Here is a 21,244-nt window from a genome sequence, read left to right on the forward strand (position 1 = left end):
CTGTCAGCCTTTGAGACCTGTTTTCTTATCTTTTTGATTTGGGTCTATATTTTCCTTTTCTTGTTTATCAATTACTGGCAATTTGAAAAGAATTCCTGCAAAAAACCAGTAATATACAGCCACTGGATCAACATCTAGAGGATAATAGTAAGTGTTATAGCTAATAAACAATATAAACACCCACAACGCCCCTCCGTAACTGCGGAAATTACGGTTTTTTATCGAACGATATGTTTTAAAGGCAGTAATTGTCAGGGTGGTGACAAACGCTATGAACCCAAGTAATCCCAAAATTCCGACTTCATAAAGCACTTTGGGGTAGTAGGTTTCCACTAGTTTACCTGAACCCAAAGCACGGGCAGAGTTAGTGGCTCTACCTAAGCCACTTCCTATCGGTCCATCTACATTTTTCCAGTTCTCTTCAAATTGATCGACAATAAACTGCTGTGGCGGTGAAGCTTCCCAGCGTCCTGTAAAACTCTCCAATCTCTCTTGCACAACAACAGGGTTACTCACCATTGCAATTCCCAGAATTAAGGCGAGTCCCACCCCGATGGGAATAAACCGTTTGAGGTTGGCAATTTGACCAGTGAGAAATAATAAAATCACGAAACAGGTGGGTACTAAGGCTAAGGCTATTCTCTGTCCTGAAATTACAGCATTGACAAAGACTGATGCCAAAGAACCTAAACTTATTAATCGCCAAATAATAGAAGGGTCAGAAAAACCAGTGCCAAAGGTAAAAAAGGTGCTGGAAATTAAAAACCAAGCCCATTGCCAAGGGGCAACAAAGGTTCCTGGTAGGCGAATCATCCCCTGACTAGGACTATAAACTAAGGCGCCACCAAAATAGCATCTGGCTTCCAATGTTGCTTTAAATAAAGCGCCTCCTACAGCATCTCTTGTACCTTGACATATCCCGGTTAATAAAAAAAAGTATTGAACAAATCCTAGTACACAGCAGATAAGTATCAGGACAATTTGTAAGCGCGATAAGAATAGAAAATCCTGCTTATTGCGAATTAGATAGTAAGCACAACCAATCAGAGGGACATAGCCTAAAAATACTTTCAGTCCTAAAATACCCATGCCTATAGGTATTTCTTTGGCTGCTGCTTCCATGAGTCCCTGGCTGGGTGGATTTAGTTGCTGTCCACCATTAATAAACACTAGCGTTAGTAAACACAAGCCCAATAAAATAAACAGTGGGGTTTTAATGGATTTGACAGGAATTAAAGGTATCCCTTGCCTACGACAAGTTTGCCAAAGCCCGATTAATGCTGGAATATAAAAAGCGTCTTTAGCTAATTGGAGTACGGGGCTATTGCCAATGTAATAAGTAATAGTCCCGCCAAAGGGCACGTAAATAATGAAAGCAAACATCGCTTGACGGGGATATTTATAAGACAGCGAGAACATGAGAATTGCCAAGACACCTGGAATCGCCGCCTTAATCCCACCGACAGCAAACAAAATCATACCCAAGAATAAACCGCCTGAAGTGGCGGTAGTCAGCAAGCTAGTGAATTCTTTCCTTGCTAAGGTGGCTTTACGCTTTTGGGCTAATCTTTCTTGGAGGCTAAGGGTGGGAGTTTCTGGTTTTGCTTGCTTTTTTGATGATTTGGATTTTTGCTTCAATTTCGGCATGAGTATGAGTCCTGAGGAGCCAGCCGCGTGGGCGGGTTTCGCGACTTGAGCGGACTGGCGTTGCTGAGTTTTGAGTAGATTTCACTCAGCACTTCAGCACTTTTTATGCTAGGTGTTGCTGGACTTGTGACACTAATTCATCTGTCCAGTGATTGGCAAGTTCCGCGTTAGCCGCTTCCACCATAACTCTGATAACTGGTTCTGTGCCAGAGGCGCGGACTAAAATTCTGCCAGTATCACCCATTGCTGCTTCTGCAAGGGCGATCGCTTGTTGTACAGCTTCACAATTTTGCCATCCCAAACGGCGCTCGCGGTCTAATACTCGCACGTTCCGCAATAATTGGGGATAAGTCCCAAAGCTTTGGTCGATCATTTCGCCAAAGGATACACCCGCCTGTTTCACCAAGGCTGCTATATGTAAGGCGGTTAATAAACCATCTCCGGTAATGCCATAATGACGGCAAAGTATATGACCTGATTGTTCCCCACCTAGCATTCCTCCAGTGCGTTGCATTTCGGCTTGGACGTACTGGTCGCCGACGGCTGTCCGAATCAATTTACCACCCTGTTGTTTCCAAGCCCTTTCAAAGCCTAAATTGGCCATGACAGTAGAAACAATCAAGTTGTCTGGTAGCTGTTGCTGTTGTTGGAGATGGCGTCCCCATAGATAGAGAATATAATCACCATTGACTGGTCGTCCTGTATTGTCTACAGCTAAAACGCGATCAGCATCGCCATCAAAGCCAAAACCTGCGTCAGCATGATGCTGCTTGACTGCAGCTTGGAGAATTTCTAGGTGAGTTGAACCACAGTTAACATTGATGCGATCGCCATCTGCTTCATTATGCAAGCAAATAACTTCTGCTCCCATTTCTCTAAATACTGATGGCGCCAACCCAACTGCAGCCCCCCAAGCCAAATCCAAAACAATCTTCATTCCCTGAATATCTAACGCACCCTCTAATGGTGTTTTCAACCCTTCGCTATAATGCTTAATTAAATCATGACGCAAATAATGGCGTCCGCAATTACTCACGCCACCAGTAAGTGATTTATTCCCACGCAGTCCCGCCTCAATTTCCGCCTGCAATGTCTGTGGTAACTTTCCACCATTCCCACCAAAAATTTTAATCCCATTGTCCTCTGGGGGATTATGGCTAGCAGAAATCATTACTCCGCCAATCGCATCAGTGGTACTCGTCAGATAGGCGACGCAGGGAGTAGGACATAACCCCAAATACCAAACCTCTATCCCTGCTGCTGTTAACCCAGCACTCAAGGCCATTGCCAGCATATCACTGGAGTTTCTCGAATCCTGTCCAAGAATCACAGGTCCTGGAACAGTAGCATGGGTACGTAAAACAATCCCCGCCCAAAAACCTATTTGCAACGCTAAAGGCGCGCTCAATAATTCTCCCACTCGTCCACGAATACCATCTGTACCAAACAGCGGACTTGCTGGTAATGCTATGAGGCTATATGTAAAATCACGCTCAAGATGCTTTGCCAATCCCTCCGATTCGGAAGCCGACCCACCATGAATAGTACCATTAGTCCGAGTTATAGATGAAATCATAAGTTTAAACACTCCACACAGTCAAACTGGAGAATAACACTTTATACTTTCTTCAACAATTACGACTTAATACCTTTTGAGCAATTTTTGAGCAATTAAGTATGTAAATTTCTCCTGGGGATTGGGGATTGGGGATTAAGGCTTAGGCACTAGGAAATCCTTTTCATGCCCTATGCCCCATGCCCATTTTCATGTTTCCTGGTGTAAGCAGTTCATAATGGCTACTTACTTAGCTGTTTTTCAAGCGTCTTCATTGTTATTTAATTCCTCAATAATTTTTTCGATTTTCCGTTTAGACCTACGCTGCCCATATAATCTTGCTGAAAAACTTTTGATGATTATAATTAAATCTTCCATTAATTCATCTGTGCCATTGTCAGACTCATTAACTATTTCCAACCTTACGTTTAATCGTTTTAATAACACATCAATACACTGACTTTCAAATCTGGCTAATCTTTCTCTATGCTCAACAATCAAAATGTCATAACCATCTGAAGACAGTAAATCATTTAATTTTTCACGATTATCATTTAATCCGTTACCAATTTCTTTCACCACTTTGACAATAGAGTAACCTCTAAAAGTTGCATATTGAGTTAATTTCTCTGCTTGTCTGTCAAGATTATCTTTATTTTTTTTAGATGAAACTCTTGCATAAATTGCAACTCTTAGCTCTCTGTGATCAAGACTTTTCACTTCTGGCTGAAAGTCTACAATAACTGTCCCTGATTCTACTTGTCTGGCTGGATGTGGAAGCTTGCCAGATTTCCACCATCTCCACGCTGTTTTATAGCTGACGCCCTGATATTTAGCATAATCGCTTAACTTCATGTCATGACTATAGCAATACAATTACTCTAATGACTATCAATGTCTATACATTTAAGAATATTTTATAATATAGGGCTACTATTTGTTTTTTGAGTATTTTCTCTGTGAAAATATTCCTAAACTTTTACAACAAATTGTAAAGATTATTTGTCATTGGTCATTCGTAACTACTGTTGACCCTTGACTCTTGACCCTTGACCCTTGCCTCCACAGAACCAAGTGCAGTGGACAGCTTAAGAAATTTTAATATAAATTCTCATCAAATAGTTCTAATGTAACCTTTTAATGGCATTTTTTAGCCATTAGTCAATCAATACTCCGGCAGTTGACCTTTTAAAGTAGAGAAATTTAGCATGAGTAGCAATTTATCAAGCAAATTGCGTGTAGGTACGAAAAAAGCCCACACTATGGCAGAAAACGTTGGTTTTGTCAAGTGCTTTTTAAAAGGGGTGGTAGAAAAAAATTCTTACCGAAAGCTTGTCGGCAACTTCTATTTCATCTACTCGGCGATGGAAGAGGAGATGGCAAAGCACAGTAACCATCCGATTGTTGCCAAAATTAACTTTCCAGAGCTTAACCGCAAGCAGACCCTAGAGCAAGACCTGAGTTATCACTACGGTTTTAACTGGCGCGAGCAAGTTAAATTATCGCCGGCGGGGGAAGCCTATGTACAGCGTATCCGAGAAATATCTGCAACAGAACCGGAATTGTTAATTGCCCATTCCTACACCCGTTACTTGGGTGACTTATCAGGAGGACAAATTCTGAAAAACATTGCTGTAACAGCGATGAATCTTAATGATGGGCAAGGTACAGCCTTCTATGAATTTGCCGAAATTACCGACGAGAAGGCATTCAAAGCCAAATATCGTCAAAATTTGGATGAAATGCCCATTGATGAAGCTACAGCCGATCGCATAGTTGATGAAGCTAACGCCGCCTTTGGGATCAACATGAAAATGTTTCAAGAATTGGAAGGAAACTTGATCAAAGCCATTGGTCAGATGCTGTTCAACAGCTTGACACGTCGCCGGACACGTGGTAGCACTGAACTCGCCACCGCTGAGTGAATTTTCGCAAATTAATTTTCGCAAATTATTGGGGCAGCTTAGCTGGGGCCATCTAAGTATATTAGGCGATCGCAGTAAAGCTGCCCCTAATGCTTTTTTTGGGTTTTTGATTCCCAATCGCGCAGCAATAAGAGAAAATGCAAACAGCCTCTTATTCATTCTTCCCCAATCCCCAATCCCCAGTTCAATTAAACAATGGCTACCAAAATTCCTGTCACTGTTATCACAGGCTTTTTAGGCAGTGGTAAAACCAGCCTAATTCGTCATTTGCTACAAAACAACCAAGGACGCCGCATTGCAGTTTTAGTCAACGAATTTGGCGAACTCGGTATTGATGGCGAATTGTTAAAATCCTGTCAGATTTGCCCCGAAGATGGCAATGAAGGAAGTAATATATTTGAATTAACTAACGGCTGCTTATGTTGCACCGTCCAGGAAGAATTTTTACCGACGATGCAACAGTTACTCAAACGGCGAGATAGCATCGACTGTATATTGATTGAAACCTCTGGGTTAGCCTTACCAAAACCCCTAGTCAAGGCCTTTCGCTGGCAAGAAATTCGCGCCGGTGCAACAGTGGATGCAGTAATTACCGTAGTAGATTGTGCAGCGGTAGCAGCGGGAACATTTGCCAGCAATCCAGAAGCGATCGCCATCCAACGGCAAGCAGATGATAGCCTAGAACACGAAACACCCTTACAAGAACTATTTGAAGACCAACTAGCTTGTGCAGATTTGGTGGTATTAAATAAAACTGATTTAGTAGATATCCAGACCAAAGCACAGGTTGAGGAATTAATTAAACAAGAATTGCCCAGAGTGGTGAAGATAGTCGAGAGCGATCGCGGTCAACTCGATGCATCTATTTTATTAGGATTCCAAGCCGCAGTCGAAGACGATTTAGATAGCCGTCCCAGTCATCACGACACCGAAGAAGACCACGACCACGACGACGAAATCACCTCAACCCACCTCATTTTAGATCGTGCCTTCGACCCAGATAAGCTGCAAAAACAGTTGCAAGCACTGGTAAACCAACAAGAAATTTACCGAATTAAAGGCTTTGTCGCCGTACCGAATAAACCCATGCGTCTTGTGATTCAAGGCGTAGGCACCAGATTTGATCAATTTTACGATCGCCTTTGGCAACCAGAAGAAGCCAGACAAACCCGCTTAGTATTTATCGGTCGTGATTTGAAAGCCTCAGAAATCGAGTCAATGGTTGATAATTTTTGTGATTAATTAATTGTATCGAATGACCAATAGTGCTAAAATAGCCAGCACGGCATTGCCGTGTCAAGAGTATCTAGGAAATCAGACCGAGTTTTATATTTAGATCGATGACAATTACTCAACTATTTAACATTGCAAATTTGTTCGTAATACCATTTTGGGCATTAATTATTTTCCTGCCAAATTGGAAAGTGACCAAGCGGGTAATGGAATCATATCTACCCTTTGTACCGTTAGCTGGGGCGTATTTATATTTGTTTGTCAGCAGCATTACGCCTGAAAATGCCCAAGCTTTATCCAACCCTCAATTAGCTGATATTGCTCGATTTTTTGCCAATGAAACAGCTGCTGCAACAGGTTGGATTCATTTTTTGGTGATGGATTTGCTTGCCGGTCGCTGGATTTATTGGGAAGGGCAAAAAACAGGCATTTGGACATTTCATTCCCTGTCCCTATGTTTGTTTGCAGGTCCTTTAGGAGTCCTGTCTCACATCTTGACTTACTGGATTGCTACGACATTTATCCCGAAATTTCAACAATCTGAGGCGACGACAGTAGCTGTCGAGTAAGTTGAATCCCCACGGGGCGAAAAATCGGTTCTTGCGTACTTAGCGTGCTAAATATGTTGAAAAATAAGCTTGAAATCCTTGCTGGGATAAGATGACAGCCATTATTTACTGCCTTTTAGGTCTGATGATTAAAATTTTGGCTATAAGCGCCTGTAAGCCTTGATTTTAAAACAAAGTTATCGACTGTAATTAAAAATTTAGCACGTTAAGTACGCAAGAACCAAAAGTGTTAAGACAATTAAGCGATGGTTTGGAGAGATAATAGGATATTTTGAAAGAAAAACTACTAATGGAGTAGTAGAAGGAATAAATAATAAATTAAAATTGATAAAAAGAAGTGGATTTGGTTTGAGAAATTTTCGCAATTTTGAAATTAGAGCTTTACTTTCTTGGCATTATAATATTAATTTAGCACGCTAAGTACGCAAGAACCGTCTTTCACAGTAATGAGCAAAGGCTGGAATTGCACCAGCATTAAGGGTATCCGATATTTTTTTAGCGCACTTTTCAGGCGTCGGAGCGCACATTGTGCCCCCAATCCCCAATCCCCAATCCCCAATCCCTAGAGTGAATCTGGTTTTTAGCCAGATCAACCGAATTATAATCCGATGGGTCACTCACTGCGGTAGTCTAGATTCAGAGTGAATTTATCGCCTGGTTTGACATATTGTTTTATGACTTCATCTGTTTCTAGTCCCCCACGTACGATTCGCATCGGTTCTCGTAAAAGCCAACTCGCTCTGGTTCAGACCTACTGGGTACAAGAGCAACTCCAGAAAAGCTTTCCTGATCTTACTTTTGAAGTCCACACCATGTCTACCCAAGGCGACAAAATCCTGGATGTAGCGTTAGCCAAAATTGGTGATAAAGGACTATTTACCAAAGAGCTAGAACTGGGGATGATCAACAACGAGATTGACTTTGCGGTTCATTCCCTCAAGGATCTGCCAACTAATTTACCAGTTGGGTTAACATTGGCAGCAATTACTGAACGGGAAAATCCCGCAGATGCGCTGGTACTCCATGAAAAGCACAGAGGCCAGCAAATCGATACCTTACCAGAGGGTGCGGTCATCGGTACATCTTCCCTCAGAAGACTAGCACAGTTACGCCATTATTTCCCCCATTTTAGCTTTAAAGATGTGCGGGGAAATTTGAATACACGCATGGCGAAACTGGATGATGGAGAGTATGATGCTTTAATTTTGGCAGTAGCAGGATTAGAACGCTTGGGAATGGGCGATCGCATTCACCAAATTATCCCCAAAGAAATTTCTCTCCACGCCGTTGGTCAAGGCGCATTGGGTATAGAATGCCGTACTGATGATATAGAATTGATCTCCCTACTCAAAGCTATTGAACATCCCCAAACACGCGATCGCTGTCTGGCTGAAAGATCTTTCTTGCGCGACCTCGAAGGCGGTTGCCAAGTTCCTATCGGTGTTAATACAGAAATCAATGGTCACGAATTAACATTGACAGGGATAGTTGCCAGCGTAGACGGTCAAAATCTGGTTCAAGATACCGTCACCGGAAAAACTAGTGACGCCGAAAAGCTAGGCAATGAACTCGCAACCATTTTACGCCAAAAAGGAGCGCAAGAAATATTAGAGCAAATCTTTACCGAAATTAAGCGGGGTTCTTAAATTCGGTTAGGGGTGGGGTGTTATTTTCAAGTCAGGGTGCGCCAGATTTCATAAATTGGTGATAAGCAACAGATTTGTGATATCTGACGCAGTTTCCCACATCCCGCTACGTTCTGTGATTAGATCAAAAATGATGGCAAAATCATATTGACAGAACCGGGGAAACTAAAACTACCATGCGGATTCTATTTGTAGCAGCAGAAGCGGCTCCCGTTGCGAAAGTCGGGGGAATGGGTGATGTTGTGGGAGCATTACCCAAAATATTGAGAAAAATGGGCCATGATGTGCGGATATTCTTGCCTTACTACGGCTTTCTCCCAGATAAAATGCAAATTCCCTCAGATCCCATCTGGTCGGGATATGCTATGTTCCAGAATTTTGCTGTTTACGAAAGTATTCTACCTGGTACTGATGTTCCCTTGTACCTGTTTGGACATCCCGCCTTTACGCCCCGGCGCATTTATTCGGGAGATGATGAAGATTGGCGGTTCACCTTGTTTGCTAATGGTGCTGCAGAATTTTGCTGGAATTATTGGAAGCCACAAATTGTCCATTGTCACGATTGGCACACAGGGATGATTCCTGTGTGGATGAATCAAGACCCAGATATTACCAGCGTATTTACCATTCATAACCTGGCTTATCAAGGGCCGTGGCGTTGGTATTTAGATAAAATTACTTGGTGTCCTTGGTATATGCAAGGACATAACACAATGGCGGCTGCAGTGCAATTTGCTGACAGGGTAAATACGGTTTCGCCGACTTATGCCGAGCAAATTAAAACACCTACTTACGGTGAAAAAATAGAAGGGTTGCTATCTTTTATCAGCGGTAAGTTATCTGGAATTGTCAACGGTATCGATACGGAAGTATATGAGCCAGAAAATGATAAATATATCGCTCAACCCTTTAGTATTGATACCCTAGATAAACGCAAAGCTAATAAAATAGCCTTGCAAGAAGAAGTGGGATTAGAAGTTAATTCCAATGCCTTTTTAATTGGGATGGTGACAAGGTTAGTCGAGCAAAAAGGCTTGGATTTGGTATTGCAAATCCTGGATCGCTTTATGGCTTATACAGATGCTCAGTTTGTCTTGCTGGGAACAGGCGATCGCTACTATGAAACTCAAATGTGGCAATTAGCATCCCGCTATCCTGGACGCATGGCAACCTACCTACTGTATAATGATGCCCTATCTCGTCGCATCTACGCTGGTACTGACGCCTTTTTAATGCCGAGTCGTTTTGAACCTTGCGGTATTAGCCAAATGATGGCTTTGCGTTACGGTTCCGTACCCATTGTCCGCCGCACAGGTGGATTAGTTGACACCGTATCACACTACGACCCAATTAATGTATGTGGTACTGGCTATTGCTTTGACCGCTATGAACCCTTAGACCTATTCACCTGTATGATCCGCGCTTGGGAAGGCTTCCGCTTCAAACCCCAATGGCAAGAATTACAAAAACGTGGTATGAGTGAGGACTTTAGTTGGTATCGATCTGCTAAACAGTATGTCAATCTTTACAGATCCATTTACGGTTTACCTGATGAAGACGAAGAACCAACACCACAACCAGAACTAATTTCAGCAACCCCTAAGTAAGCATCAGGAAACTTGAAAAAACTTCCTATTCCCCTCCATCTCGTGGTGGAGGGGTTAGGGGTGTGGTCTTATTTTCAAGTGAGGCTGGTTATTACCCAGCCTCACGGAGATTTTCACAATTGCGGCGCAACAAAAATTACCTTCCTAAAACTTCCAGACTGACCGGCGCAATACCACTACCAATCATTCCCAACCTGCTAGCAGCAGCAACAGAAAGATCAATAATTCGACCACGAATGAATGGGCCTCGGTCATTAATTCGCACAATCACAGAACGACCATTGTTAGCATTAGTTACACGTACTCTTGTACCAAATGGTAAAGAGCGATGAGCCGCAGTCAATGAATTATGACTACCATAGTAGGAAGCTATCCCCTGGGAGGATCTTCGTCGTTGTCTTGTTCCCCGTTTATACGCAATACGCTTCTGGCGATTAGCACTCACCGAATCGTTAATATCGGTCGGAGAAATCACATCATTAGAGTCTACCGCATCTATAGGAGATTGGTATTCTCCCACCTTGACTACATCACCATTTTGTTGGCGCGAAGAAGCTAAAGCTGCTTCAGAATTAATTAGAATTGGACTAATTAAAGATATTCCCAACACACCACTACATAGGGTGATAACAGTCAACAAATGTCTTTGATTCATGTTTCCGAATTAAAAGTAATTGAACAACTGAGATTTCAGCATTCCTAGAATTTGAAACCTCTAAAGTCAGCCACACTTCTGCGAAAACTCGAACTCGGTCTACATTTACTTTTTGTTAGTAGCTATAACAGACAAACACAAACTTGGAAACTAAGTCCAGAGAGTTTTAGGTTAGTAACCCAAACGCAGAAATAGATTAACCATACCCAAGAGAAAATTGTTATGCAACTACAAACACAGTTTGAACTCTTACAGCAATTTTCACGCAATAACCACAGATCCTCTTAGGGGCGTAAGGCTTTTCACCCCAAAAGCATGGTCTATTTACAGGAAGATGCTGTAATTGGGCCCAGCGGAATTAGTTTTTTATCAATTGCAAAAATAAAGCAACACAAATTCAAGCATTTATTACCTATAAAACCCACAAATTTTTGCGATATTCTCTAGGCGGTTGAATGAATTGCGTACACAGATTTATTCAATTGACATTAGTCAATGTATCACATTTCAATGCGTAGTCAATAGGCAAAATTTTTACAAATCATGCTTTTTTAAGTTTTGTATTTTAAATACTACTGTATTACATAAGAGCATGTATACTAAATAAGTCGGCGCAAATTAACCCTACAGGCTTTGCTCGTCATTACTCCCTTCTCGGTCTAAGATTACCTATAATTTTCCTTCTTCTCTGCGAGACGCTGCGCGAATGCGCCTTTGCGCCTTTGCGTGAGATAAAAATTATTTCCCTACGGGACGCTCCGCGAACGGTAATCTTCCAGCGGGAAGGGAGTAGTTAAATATTAGGTAATTTATTTTTTGGTGGTTCTTTATCTTATAGCTGACAAATAGCTTTGAGTATTTGTAACAATTCAACAGCACGCAGAGATTCCATTAAATTTAATTCTGGCATCAATTGATAAATAGGGGTATTACCTTGTTGCATATATACAAACTGATAACTTCTACCATTTGTCGTCAAACCCCAAACTGATTGCTGATGCTCTAAGCTTTTATGAGCGTATGTTAATAATTGGGGTAAACCTGTTAAAACATCAATTTGACTATTTCTGGATTCAATCAAAAGTACCCAAAAATAAACATTATTTTTGTTGATTTTAGCTTTAGTAACAGCTAAGATATCCATCCTACCTTTAACTGTTGTATCTTCATCTTCAATTTCAATATCTGCTATATCCTCTTCTAAAATAATCTCGATAGGATAACGATAAAAACCAGCTAATCGCAGCAAAGGAGCAAGCACAAGAAACTTCACCTGTCCTTCGGAAACTTTACCAGTTGAGAGATAACGGCGAAAGTCATTACGTATTTCTGCAACTTCTTCCTGTTGAGTTTCTGTAAGTGGTTCTAAAGATAAATATTGGGTAAACGAGTCGCTGTATTGTTCTTGAAAGCCGAAAAGACGCTGTAAATCTTGTAGCGATAAATTACGAGCATTAAGAATTGTCATAATCTTAGGTAATTAGGGGATTGGGGATTGGGGATTGGGAACTGGGGACAAATGACAAATGACAAATGACAAATGACAAAGAGTAATGAGTAATGAGTAATGAGTAATGAGTAATGAGTAATGAGTAATGAGTAATGAGTAATGAGTAATGAGTAATGAGTAATGAGTAATGAGTAATGAGTAATGAGTAATGAGTAATGAGTAATGAGTAATGACCAATGACAAATGACAAATGACAAATACTTAACACCAAATTTGTAAAACCTTACCCGAAATCTGCTGTCCTAACCAAGGTGTATTACTCGAAAGAGTATAAAGATTTTGTCTGTTGACTTGCCAATTTTTTTGTGGATCAAATAGAGTGAGTTCAGCTTTTTGACCAGGAGCGATCGCACTCACCTTCTGTTTTAAACATTCTGCAGGACGACTACTCAAAGCACGCCATAATTCTAAAGCTGTCAATTCCCCAGTTTCTACAAGATACTGCCATAACAGCGGCAATGCTAACTCCAAACCAATAGCTCCAGGAGGCGCTTCTGCAAACGCCTGGACTTTTTCTTCGTAAGTGTAGGGGTTATGGTCAACGGCGATCGCATCTATCACACCTGTGCGTAATCCTTGTCTTAACGCAGCTACATCACTGCCATTGCCTAATGGTGGAGCTAAATTTAGGCTAGTATTATAACTCTTAATTGATTTTGTGTCAAGTAAAAGATGCATCCAAGTCGTGCTGGCGGTGATTGGTAAACCAGCCGCTTTGGCTGTGGCGATTAAATCCACACTACGAGCGGTAGAGACGCGCATAATATGCACATAGGAATTACCCGTAGCGGCTACCAATTCGATCAAAGCAGCGATCGCCGCAGTTTCAGCACTCACAGGGATAGGGGGTAAACCCAGACGAATCGCATCAGAACCTTCTCGCATCACCCCATTAGCCATCAATTGACGCTCACAAGGCCAAAAAGCTATCGGTTTGCGTAAAGGTATCACATATTCCAAAACTCGCCGCACCAGACCCAAATTTTCCCAAGGTCTACCATCAGTAAAACCCACAACGCCAGCATCTGCTAAATCTGCCAATTCTGTCAATTGCTTCCCAGCAACATCTAAAGTAATTGCACCCCAGAAGTTGAGATGGGGAAAAGTAGTCCCCCGACCTCTCTTCTTTTGCAACTGTGCCACAAGAGACGGGTTATCGATGGGTGGAGATGTATCTGGTAAAATAGTGACTCTGGTAAAGCCGCCAGCAGCAGCAGCTTGTAACAGAGACGAGAGGGTTTCTCGTTCTTCAAACCCCGGTTCGCCGGAGTGGCTATACAAATCCACCAACCCAGGTCCCAGAACCAACCCCCGACCATCTATGATTTGAGTATCAGAACTGATATCAGCAATTTGTACAGCGACGGCTTGGATATAACCATCAACAATTAAAACATCAGCTATTTGCTCAGTTCCCGAAACTGGGTCAATCACCCGTACTTGTTGCAACAGTTCAGTCATAAAAGTCTGTTATTTTTCTTAACTCCTAACTCCTAACTTTTCTACAATGCGCCGGCTGCTGTTTTATCTAGCACACCTCCACTTAGGTGACTGGTAATGTTCATTGCTTGTAATACTGGCAAACCATTGAGACCAAAGGGGTAATCGATAACACTGACTGCACCATTACCTTGGCGGAAATTCCAGAAATTTTCTGGTGATAAACCAAGGATATGACATAATAAGGTTTTATTAGTGGCGTCGTGAGCTACTACTAATCCAATTTTGAGTTGATTTGTTGATGCTGCTTGCACAATTGATTGCCAAGCAGTGACACTACGTTCCCACACTTGTTGCAAATTTTCCCCTTCTGGCATTTGGACTTCGGCTGGTACTTGTCGCCACTTTTGCAATTCTCCGGGAAACTCTTGCTCGATTTCTGGTTCTAATTTTCCTTCCCAGAGTCCGTGGCTGATTTCTCTTAAACCGTCAACTAATTCCAACTGTACACTAGGATGGTGCCCCAAAATTATCTCAGCTGTTTCTTTGGGCCGTAGCATGGAACTACTAACAGCAAAGTCAAAGGCGACATCACAGAGAAATTCCCCGGCTTTTTGTGCCTGTTGTCTACCATTATCGTTGAGGGGTACGTCAATTTGACCTTGAAATCTGGTTTGGCGATTCCATTCCGTTTCCCCGTGACGGACAAGCAATAATCGTACCCCTTGATGATTTGGTCGCAAAGTGGGTAAAGATTCGCCCATGTGTTGCGTCTGATTCAACGATTCTAGTTGGACTGGTTGCCCCAAGCTACCAGAAAAGTTGAGGACAGTAATGTTACAGTTAGACTGCTGTATGGAATGGTAGCGACTTGGGGGAATACCTAGCGCCGTACTAATCAGAGCGCGATTAATACCGTTATGCCCTACGATCAAAATAGTTTCGCCTTGATGGCGAGGCAAAATTTCTTGCCAAAACTGTCGCGCCTGTGCATACAAAGCTAATACAGGAAAATGTTCTCTGCTTCCCTCTGCATCATTAACTAACATTCGCAGCTCGTCGGGTTGTTCTTTCCAGATGCGGTAGTCTTCGGCAAATTTTTCCTTTACTTCAGTACTGAGCATTTCTGCCCACAAAGGCAAGTCTATTTCTATGAGTTTATCAGAAATTTCGGTGACAGGAGACTGTCGGTCCGATATAACCAACTCATTGCGGATGATATCTGCTGTGTGTTTGGCGCGTTTGAGCGGACTGTTGTAAATTGCATTAAAGGAAATATTGCTCAGGGCTATGCCCACTTTTTGGGCATCATTACGACCTTTTTCGGTTAATTCTGACGCATCAGTGCGTCCTTGGATACGTTTCTCGGTGTTATAGGTGCTTTGTCCGTGGCGCACTATGATGACACGAGTCATCTGTCTTACCCTCCTCTATCTAAAGGACTAATTCTACTGCACACTATTTGCAGAATAGTCTATTAGATGGATTTGGTATAGCAATTGTCATTTGTCATTTGTCATTTGTCATTTGTCATTTGTTATCGTCCCCAATCCCTGGTAACAGAGCGGAGCCGTTCGCGTAGCGTCCGCACCAGAAGTGCAATCCCCAATCCCTGGTAACAGAGCGGAGCCGTTCGCGTAGCGTCCGCACCAGAAGTGCAATCCCCAATCCCTGGTAACAGAGCGGAGCCGTTCGCGTAGCGTCCGCACCAGAAGTGCAATCCCCAATCCCCAATCCCTGGTAACAGAGCGGAGCCGTTCGCGTAGCGTCCGCACCAGAAGTGCAATCCCCAATCCCCAATCCCTGGTAACAGAGCGGAGCCGTTCGCGTAGCGTCCGCACCAGAAGTGCAATCCCCAATCCCTAAGCGCAACTACGAACAAAGCAATGGATGATTATCTGTAGGGGCGCAAGGCCTTGCGCCCCTACCGACTCGAACCATAAATTTTTACTACTTTAGGTAGATTGATAGCAATTAACTGTTAGTTGTGTATTTGTACAGGTGAAAATAGTGTTAAAAGAATCCCCTGTTTAGCTAATCGTCAGCTAGCCGATGCAAAGGAGAAGCCGCCTTGAAAGGAATATTTCCTGGAATTGTACCTTACACTGTAGCCGTGTTATCTGTAGCTAGCGCATTGCTGTTAACGCTATTACTACACCCAATGCTGAATCAAACCATTTTCCTGCTATTTTTTGCTGCTGTGGCAATTAGTGCCTGGTATGGTGGTATCAAATCAGGGCTGGTTGCTACTGCTTTATGTAGTCTAGCCATAAACTACTTTTTCCTAATTCGGCGCTCAATTATTGCATAGAATGTTCTCAAACAATGGATAATTACGAATTTGAATGGGGATTGGGGATTGGGGATTGGGGATTGGGGATTGGGGATTGGGGATTGGGGAAAACTCCTCACTCTGCACATTAGAATTAGAATTGACGTGACGTTCTCTAGTAGCTAAAGTGTCAGAATCTCTTTCATTGCGCGATCGCTACCTGGCTATAATCGATGAAATTGTCGAAACCACCCTCAAGGGCAAGATTAGCTCTGTTGAGCAGGTGTATCAAATCTTGCTGAAAGAGTTGACTCCTGGTACGGGGGAAGTGTTTGAGTTAGCATTGAGCGATCGCCTGAATACCACTCAGCAACAAGTGGACAATCAGCAGGATGAACTCAAAAAAGCCAGGGCTAACCGAATTTTAAGGGCAATTAAGACAATTCAAAGTCAATGGCAACGCTGGCAAGAAAACAACAAAGCCACGGAAGCGATTGTCTATGCTGTTAAAGAAATTACCACAGCTGTTGGCGATGAGCGTCTCGCCACGTTCTTACGCTTTACTGATCCCAATCAAAAGTATCCGCTCACTGTCCAACAGTTACAGCAATTGTCAAAATCTTTACAGCAATTTGCTCAACCTGATTCTGATTTACAGCAAATATCAACTGGAATTACCAATGGTTTAGCGTCTTGGCAGCGGTTAAAAGACCACTTAGTTAGCTGGATGTACGAGCAAAATCGGGAACTAGGATTTGGTGGTGTACCAGGAGAACGGGGTCCTTGGGCAACTTGGGCAAAACAAGTGAATGGTGAGCTACCCCAAGGACTGTTTCGCGCTTTAGCAATGGAACAATCTGCAATTCAATTTGCTGAACAGCAACGTAGTTTTACCCTCAGTGAATGGGTAGAATTAGCGTTCATTTTACAGTATTTACAACGAGGATTAGTTAACTGGTTCGACCAACAAACTTATAATATCCAAGCCGGCTCAAAGTTGTCTATTTCCACTTTCTTGACCTTTGCTGTAATTTGGAGTCAGTTAGCAAGTGGTTTTCAAAATGGGGTTCAAAATATTGGGGAAATCTACAGCAATGGTGCTTCACAAATCATGCTGCAAATTCTGCGAAATTTTGCCCAGCGTGACTATTTTCCGCTTTATGGCGGGATTTTCGCCTCTTTTTCTGGCAGTTATTTACGCAATGCGCTAGATTATTTAGATGAACCTTTGCGCCGAGTTGAGGGAACCCAAGAAAAAGCGCGGATATTGACACTTTTAGGTTATTCCCAGCGGGCTTTAGGACAGTATGGGCGTTCAATCAATTTTCATCAGCAAGCATTAGAAATAGCAAGATTTGCAGGCGATCGCCCCTGTGAAATTGCTAATCTTAACCACCTCAGTCGGACCTACGTCCAAGAGCAAAATTATGCTGAGGCCATAAACCATAGTCAACGCGCATTAATTTTAAGTCGCCAAGCAGGCGATCGCACCGGTGAAGCCAATGCACTGGTAAATTTAGGCTATAGCGAAGTCATGCAAGCCCAACAGCTAACAGACGTAGAACCTGAAACCTATGAAATGGCAATTAACTATCTGCAACAAGGTTTAAATTTATCAGAAAAATTAGGCGATGTTCAAAGTAAAGCTTTGTGTTTAAGCAGTATTGGTATTGCTTACCAAATTATTAAACAACCAGAAAACGCCATCAAAAATTTAGAAGCAGGCTTTCAAGCTGCACAGCTTTCTGGTGATTTGTATTTGCAAGGGTTAAATTTAGCTAACCTAGCCGAGGTAAATTATAGTCTGGCAAATTTTACCAGAGCAATTTATGCAGGTAGCCTAGGAATGTATTTATTGCATCAAATTGCTTCGGAAGAATGGCGTAAACCAGCGAAATTACTCAAGCTTTTGCAAAATCAAATCGGGGACGAAGCTTTTAGCAATGCGTTACAGCAAAATCGCCCTAAATTCATCGCCATTATTGGCGTTGATGGCTATGATTATCTTCCCAAATTGTTGGAAGAATATAGGTAAAAAGTAAATCTAACTGAGCAATCGCTACCAAGAATGAGTAATGAGTAATGAGTAATGAGTAATGAGTAATGAGTAATGAGTAATGACAAATGAGTAATGAGTAATGAGTAATGAGTAATGAGTAATGAGTAATGAGTAATGAGTAATGAGTAATGAGTAATGAGTAATGACAAATGAGTAATGAGTAATGAGTAATGAGTAATGAGTAATGAGTAATGAGTAATGAGTAATGAGTAATGAGTAATGAGTAATGAGTAATGAGTAATGAGTAATGAGTAATGAGTAATGAGTAATGAGTAATGAGTAATGAGTAATGAGTAATGAGTAATGAGTAATGAGTAATGAGTAATGAGTAATGAGTAATGAGTAATGAGTAATGACAAATGAGTAATGAGTAATGAGTAATGAGTAATGAGTAATGAGTAATGAGTAATGAGTAATGAGTAATGAGTAATGAGTAATGAGTAATGAGTAATGAGTAATGAGTAATGAGTAATGAGTAATGAGTAATGAGTAATGAGTAATGAGTAATGAGTAATGAGTAATGAGTAATGAGTAATGACAAATGAGTAATGAGTAATGAGTAAGGAGTAATGAGTAATGAAAGAATTATTAAGATATAAACAACTTCAATCAACAAGTTGAAAGAAAAATAAAAAATAATCCACTCCTTACTCCTTACTCCTTACTCCTTACTCCTTACTCCTTACTCCTTACTCATTCCTCATTATGAGAGAACGCAAATCAAATGGAATTAGAGGTAGTTTATGTAATACCCTTCCTTACCAATTCGGGAATTTGCGAAGGACGTTCAGCTACTGGAACTTGTGCTTGTTTAAAAGCAGTTAATTTATTTTGGGCTGTACCAAAATTAGGATCGCGTCCGATAATGGTTGCTAAAGTGCCGGTTTGACGCCAATGTTTGCCTGGTGGTGCATGTGTACCTGCAATATAGGCAATTACTGGTTTATCAATGGCCTCAGCAATGTAACGCGCCGCGACTTCTTCACTACCACCACCAGGTTGACCTACTAGGACGATCGCCTGTGTAGTTTCATCCTCATCCAGAATTTGCAGCCATTGGAGAAACGACGAACCGATAATCGCATCACTACCAATACTCACACTAATTGACTGCCCCAAACCAGCTTTAGTTAATTCCCAGGCGACTTCGTAGGTGAGGGTGGTGCTGCGGCTGACAATTCCCACCTGACCAGGGGTATAAAATTCAGCAGGGTGAGTACCCAAGAGAATTTTCCCTGGGACAATGATCCCCGGACTATTTGGCCCTACCACCAGAGTTTCACAGCACTCTGTTTTGCGAAGTAATTGCACCATATCCAAAGGTGGCACCCCAGCGCTAATGATAATAATCTGGCGGATATGAGATGCGATCGCTTCCAATGCTGCATCTAGCACTTGGTAGGGGTTTACACAGATAATTGTTGTGTCAATCGGTCCAAATTCCCTGACTACCTCCTCAACCAAATCGAATACGGGGAGATCATACAGTTGTTGTCCACCAAATCCTGGATTGACACCAGCAACTAAATTTGTGCCATAAGCTTTCATTTGAGCAATATGAGTTGCTGATATAAATTCACAGAAACCTTGGATTAACACTTTGCTGTCTGGCGTTAAGTTCATAAAAAAAAACGATAATTTCACAAACCTAGAGGCTCGAAGCTAGTGGGAATAAAGATGATACAGGCTGAGTGTCCGCTGATTTTATTGTTACATAAAATCGAGAACACTTGTATTGACCAAATCATTTTCCTTATTCCCAATCCCCAATCCCCAATCCCCAATCATCTACCTTTTGTAAGCGATTGTTTTGCTAAGACGGACTGCTTCTTCCACCGCCTCATCTAAATTTTCTACCACTATCAGCCCATCGCCGTTGGTTTTGAGTGAAGCTAAATATTTTTTAGCTGCGGTGAACTCAGAACCAACAAGACGAACAACCACGCGGACAAAACCGTTTTCGCGACGGCTTTTGTTACCGTTAGTACCGTTAGACCGTACAACCTGTGATTTGAGTTCGTTTTTGTCTTGTTGCAGAAATTTGCCTATCACTTGAGCAAATTGTGCCGATTGGGGAATGCTACCTACGAGGTTAATCAGTATGACCTGAATACTTTTGTCAGTAGCCATAATTTGCAAACTTTTATCTAGGCGATTGCAGAAGGTAGTAGGAGTAGTATCAGTCAACAAATTATGACGCAAATTCAGAGAAATACCAGGCTTACCGCCAGCATTGGCCACTAAATCTAAAGTTGCCATTACTGAACCAGTCCCATTGCCCAAAATGCCAATCTTACCCGGCATTTCTAACCCATCCCAGTCGGCCAAATTGTCAAGTTTCTGACTGGGATAAGATGGAACCAGTTTTGCCGCCATTTCGGCGAGTTCTGGATGACGACCAATCGCCCGCTCATTAATTCTGACTTTACCATTAAGAGCCATCACTTGACCAGAGGTACTGACACCCAAGGGATTGATTTCTACGAGGTCTAGGTCTTTTTGCACAAATAACTCGTACATTTTCTGGACAACAGTGCTGATCGACTGCATAAGTGTACCTTGCAAACCCATTTTCAACGCCAGTCTTCTGGCATAAAATGGTGAAAATTCCTGTTCAACCACAACATACTGCATTTTTTCTCCTGCTGATTCCCAGTCTATGTTGGCTTCTTGACAACCTAAAATGACTGGTCGGCAGACAGCGGTATCTAAAGCCACCGCTAGATAAAATTCCTGCTTGACATCATACTTAGATTCTGCTAGCAAAACCTCTGGTAATTCACCCCAAATCGGCAAATTAAAGATATTTTGCGCGGCGGCGATCGCATCGATGGTTGTTTCTACAATCCTTACTCCACCAGCTTTTGCTCGTTCTGCTGCATGGACTTGAGATTTTAATACAATCGGATAGCGAATTTTTAACCGTTTGAGATCTGTGGGATGGTCAATTCGTTGGGAAGGCAATACGGGAATGCCTATTTTCCCAAACCATTCTTTAACCTGGTATTCCAATAAATCCATGTACACACCTTTTATTGACACTTCCAAAGCTTTTTTTTGGTACTGTCTTTGTTTTTTCGCAACACCTTGATTCCATAATCAAGTTTTACACGACTATAAAAATTT

18 protein-coding genes and 2 pseudogenes are annotated in these 21,244 nt (G+C 42.0%); 8 read left to right on the forward strand and 12 right to left on the reverse strand.

All coding sequences use genetic code 11. The features are described 5' to 3' along the window. Positions 1 to 3: 3 nt before the first annotated feature. The 3 genes from hpsL to HEQ19_13055 all read right to left on the reverse strand — a co-directional run bounded on the left by hpsL (position 4) and on the right by HEQ19_13055 (position 4,057). The gene (gene hpsL / locus HEQ19_13045; protein ID WYM00310.1) at positions 4 to 1,647 is read right to left on the reverse strand and encodes a hormogonium polysaccharide biosynthesis protein HpsL; all 1,644 of its coding nucleotides are present in this window, start codon (positions 1,645 to 1,647) and stop codon (positions 4 to 6) included. Between the two features lie 103 nt (positions 1,648 to 1,750). Beyond that, positions 1,751 to 3,223 carry a phosphoglucosamine mutase gene (glmM, locus tag HEQ19_13050; protein WYM00311.1) on the reverse strand — a complete coding sequence of 491 codons (1,473 nt, stop codon included), beginning with the start codon at positions 3,221 to 3,223 and terminating at the stop codon, positions 1,751 to 1,753. Positions 3,224 to 3,463: 240 nt separating this feature from the next. After that, complete coding sequence (locus HEQ19_13055; protein ID WYM00312.1) at positions 3,464 to 4,057, reverse strand: IS607 family transposase; 594 nt, start codon at positions 4,055 to 4,057, stop codon at positions 3,464 to 3,466. A gap of 353 nt (positions 4,058 to 4,410) precedes the next feature. Between HEQ19_13055 and HEQ19_13060 the strand changes: the two genes are divergently transcribed. From HEQ19_13060 to glgA, 6 genes and pseudogenes are all read left to right on the forward strand, one after another. Continuing rightward, a complete protein-coding gene (locus HEQ19_13060) occupies positions 4,411 to 5,127 on the forward strand; it encodes a heme oxygenase (biliverdin-producing) (GenBank protein WYM00313.1) in 717 nt (238 codons plus the stop codon). 195 nt (positions 5,128 to 5,322) lie between these two features. Continuing rightward, on the forward strand, positions 5,323 to 6,369 hold the full coding sequence (gene cobW / locus HEQ19_13065) for a cobalamin biosynthesis protein CobW (protein ID WYM00314.1): 1,047 nt from the start codon (positions 5,323 to 5,325) through the stop codon (positions 6,367 to 6,369). Between the two features lie 98 nt (positions 6,370 to 6,467). After that, entirely contained in the window at positions 6,468 to 6,929 is a 462-nt protein-coding gene (locus HEQ19_13070; protein WYM00315.1) for an ABA4-like family protein, read from the forward strand. A 219-nt stretch (positions 6,930 to 7,148) separates the two neighbouring features. Next, positions 7,149 to 7,349, forward strand: a pseudogene (locus HEQ19_13075) (transposase). 254 nt (positions 7,350 to 7,603) lie between these two features. Then, positions 7,604 to 8,575 (forward strand): hydroxymethylbilane synthase, encoded by a 972-nt coding sequence (gene hemC / locus HEQ19_13080; GenBank protein WYM00316.1) that lies wholly within the window; start codon positions 7,604 to 7,606, stop codon positions 8,573 to 8,575. 176 nt (positions 8,576 to 8,751) lie between these two features. Then, entirely contained in the window at positions 8,752 to 10,182 is a 1,431-nt protein-coding gene (gene glgA / locus HEQ19_13085) for a glycogen synthase GlgA (protein WYM00317.1), read from the forward strand. A gap of 136 nt (positions 10,183 to 10,318) precedes the next feature. On the opposite strand, the pseudogene HEQ19_13090 reads toward glgA, so the two are convergent. From HEQ19_13090 to HEQ19_13115, 6 genes and pseudogenes are all read right to left on the reverse strand, one after another. Beyond that, positions 10,319 to 10,528: pseudogene (locus tag HEQ19_13090) on the reverse strand (septal ring lytic transglycosylase RlpA family protein). A 1,141-nt stretch (positions 10,529 to 11,669) separates the two neighbouring features. Next, complete coding sequence (locus HEQ19_13095; protein WYM00318.1) at positions 11,670 to 12,305, reverse strand: restriction endonuclease subunit R; 636 nt, start codon at positions 12,303 to 12,305, stop codon at positions 11,670 to 11,672. Between the two features lie 4 nt (positions 12,306 to 12,309). Then, positions 12,310 to 12,555: a hypothetical protein gene (locus HEQ19_13100; GenBank protein WYL98111.2), complete on the reverse strand. Its 246-nt coding sequence runs from the start codon at positions 12,553 to 12,555 to the stop codon at positions 12,310 to 12,312. Continuing rightward, positions 12,549 to 13,808 (reverse strand): dihydroorotase, encoded by a 1,260-nt coding sequence (locus HEQ19_13105; protein ID WYM00319.1) that lies wholly within the window; start codon positions 13,806 to 13,808, stop codon positions 12,549 to 12,551. Before HEQ19_13105 ends, HEQ19_13100 begins: the two co-directional genes overlap by 7 nt. Positions 13,809 to 13,849: 41 nt before the next feature. Further along, positions 13,850 to 15,202, reverse strand: coding sequence for a histidine phosphatase family protein (locus HEQ19_13110; protein WYM00320.1), 1,353 nt, complete (start codon positions 15,200 to 15,202; stop codon positions 13,850 to 13,852). 108 nt (positions 15,203 to 15,310) lie between these two features. After that, the gene (locus HEQ19_13115; GenBank protein ID WYM00321.1) at positions 15,311 to 15,646 is read right to left on the reverse strand and encodes a hypothetical protein; all 336 of its coding nucleotides are present in this window, start codon (positions 15,644 to 15,646) and stop codon (positions 15,311 to 15,313) included. Between the two features lie 212 nt (positions 15,647 to 15,858). Here HEQ19_13115 and HEQ19_13120 point away from each other — a divergent pair, with 212 nt between their 5' ends. Both HEQ19_13120 and HEQ19_13125 read left to right on the forward strand, forming a co-directional pair. Further along, on the forward strand, positions 15,859 to 16,098 hold the full coding sequence (locus tag HEQ19_13120; GenBank protein WYM00322.1) for a DUF4118 domain-containing protein: 240 nt from the start codon (positions 15,859 to 15,861) through the stop codon (positions 16,096 to 16,098). Between the two features lie 148 nt (positions 16,099 to 16,246). Next, positions 16,247 to 18,094, forward strand: a complete 1,848-nt coding sequence (locus HEQ19_13125) for a tetratricopeptide repeat protein (GenBank protein ID WYM00323.1) — start codon at positions 16,247 to 16,249, stop codon at positions 18,092 to 18,094. Here HEQ19_13125 and HEQ19_13130 read toward each other — a convergent pair. From HEQ19_13130 to HEQ19_13140, 3 genes are all read right to left on the reverse strand, one after another. After that, positions 18,039 to 18,734 carry a hypothetical protein gene (locus HEQ19_13130; protein ID WYM00324.1) on the reverse strand — a complete coding sequence of 232 codons (696 nt, stop codon included), beginning with the start codon at positions 18,732 to 18,734 and terminating at the stop codon, positions 18,039 to 18,041. The genes HEQ19_13125 and HEQ19_13130 overlap by 56 nt on opposite strands. 125 nt (positions 18,735 to 18,859) lie before the next feature. Further along, a complete protein-coding gene (locus HEQ19_13135; GenBank protein ID WYM00325.1) occupies positions 18,860 to 19,741 on the reverse strand; it encodes a CoA-binding protein in 882 nt (293 codons plus the stop codon). 165 nt (positions 19,742 to 19,906) lie between these two features. Beyond that, positions 19,907 to 21,139 carry a succinate--CoA ligase subunit beta gene (locus tag HEQ19_13140; protein WYM00326.1) on the reverse strand — a complete coding sequence of 411 codons (1,233 nt, stop codon included), beginning with the start codon at positions 21,137 to 21,139 and terminating at the stop codon, positions 19,907 to 19,909. Positions 21,140 to 21,244: the final 105 nt, after the last annotated feature.

Source organism: Gloeotrichia echinulata CP02, assembly GCA_038087035.1.
GTDB classification, from domain to species: domain Bacteria; phylum Cyanobacteriota; class Cyanobacteriia; order Cyanobacteriales; family Nostocaceae; genus Gloeotrichia; species Gloeotrichia echinulata.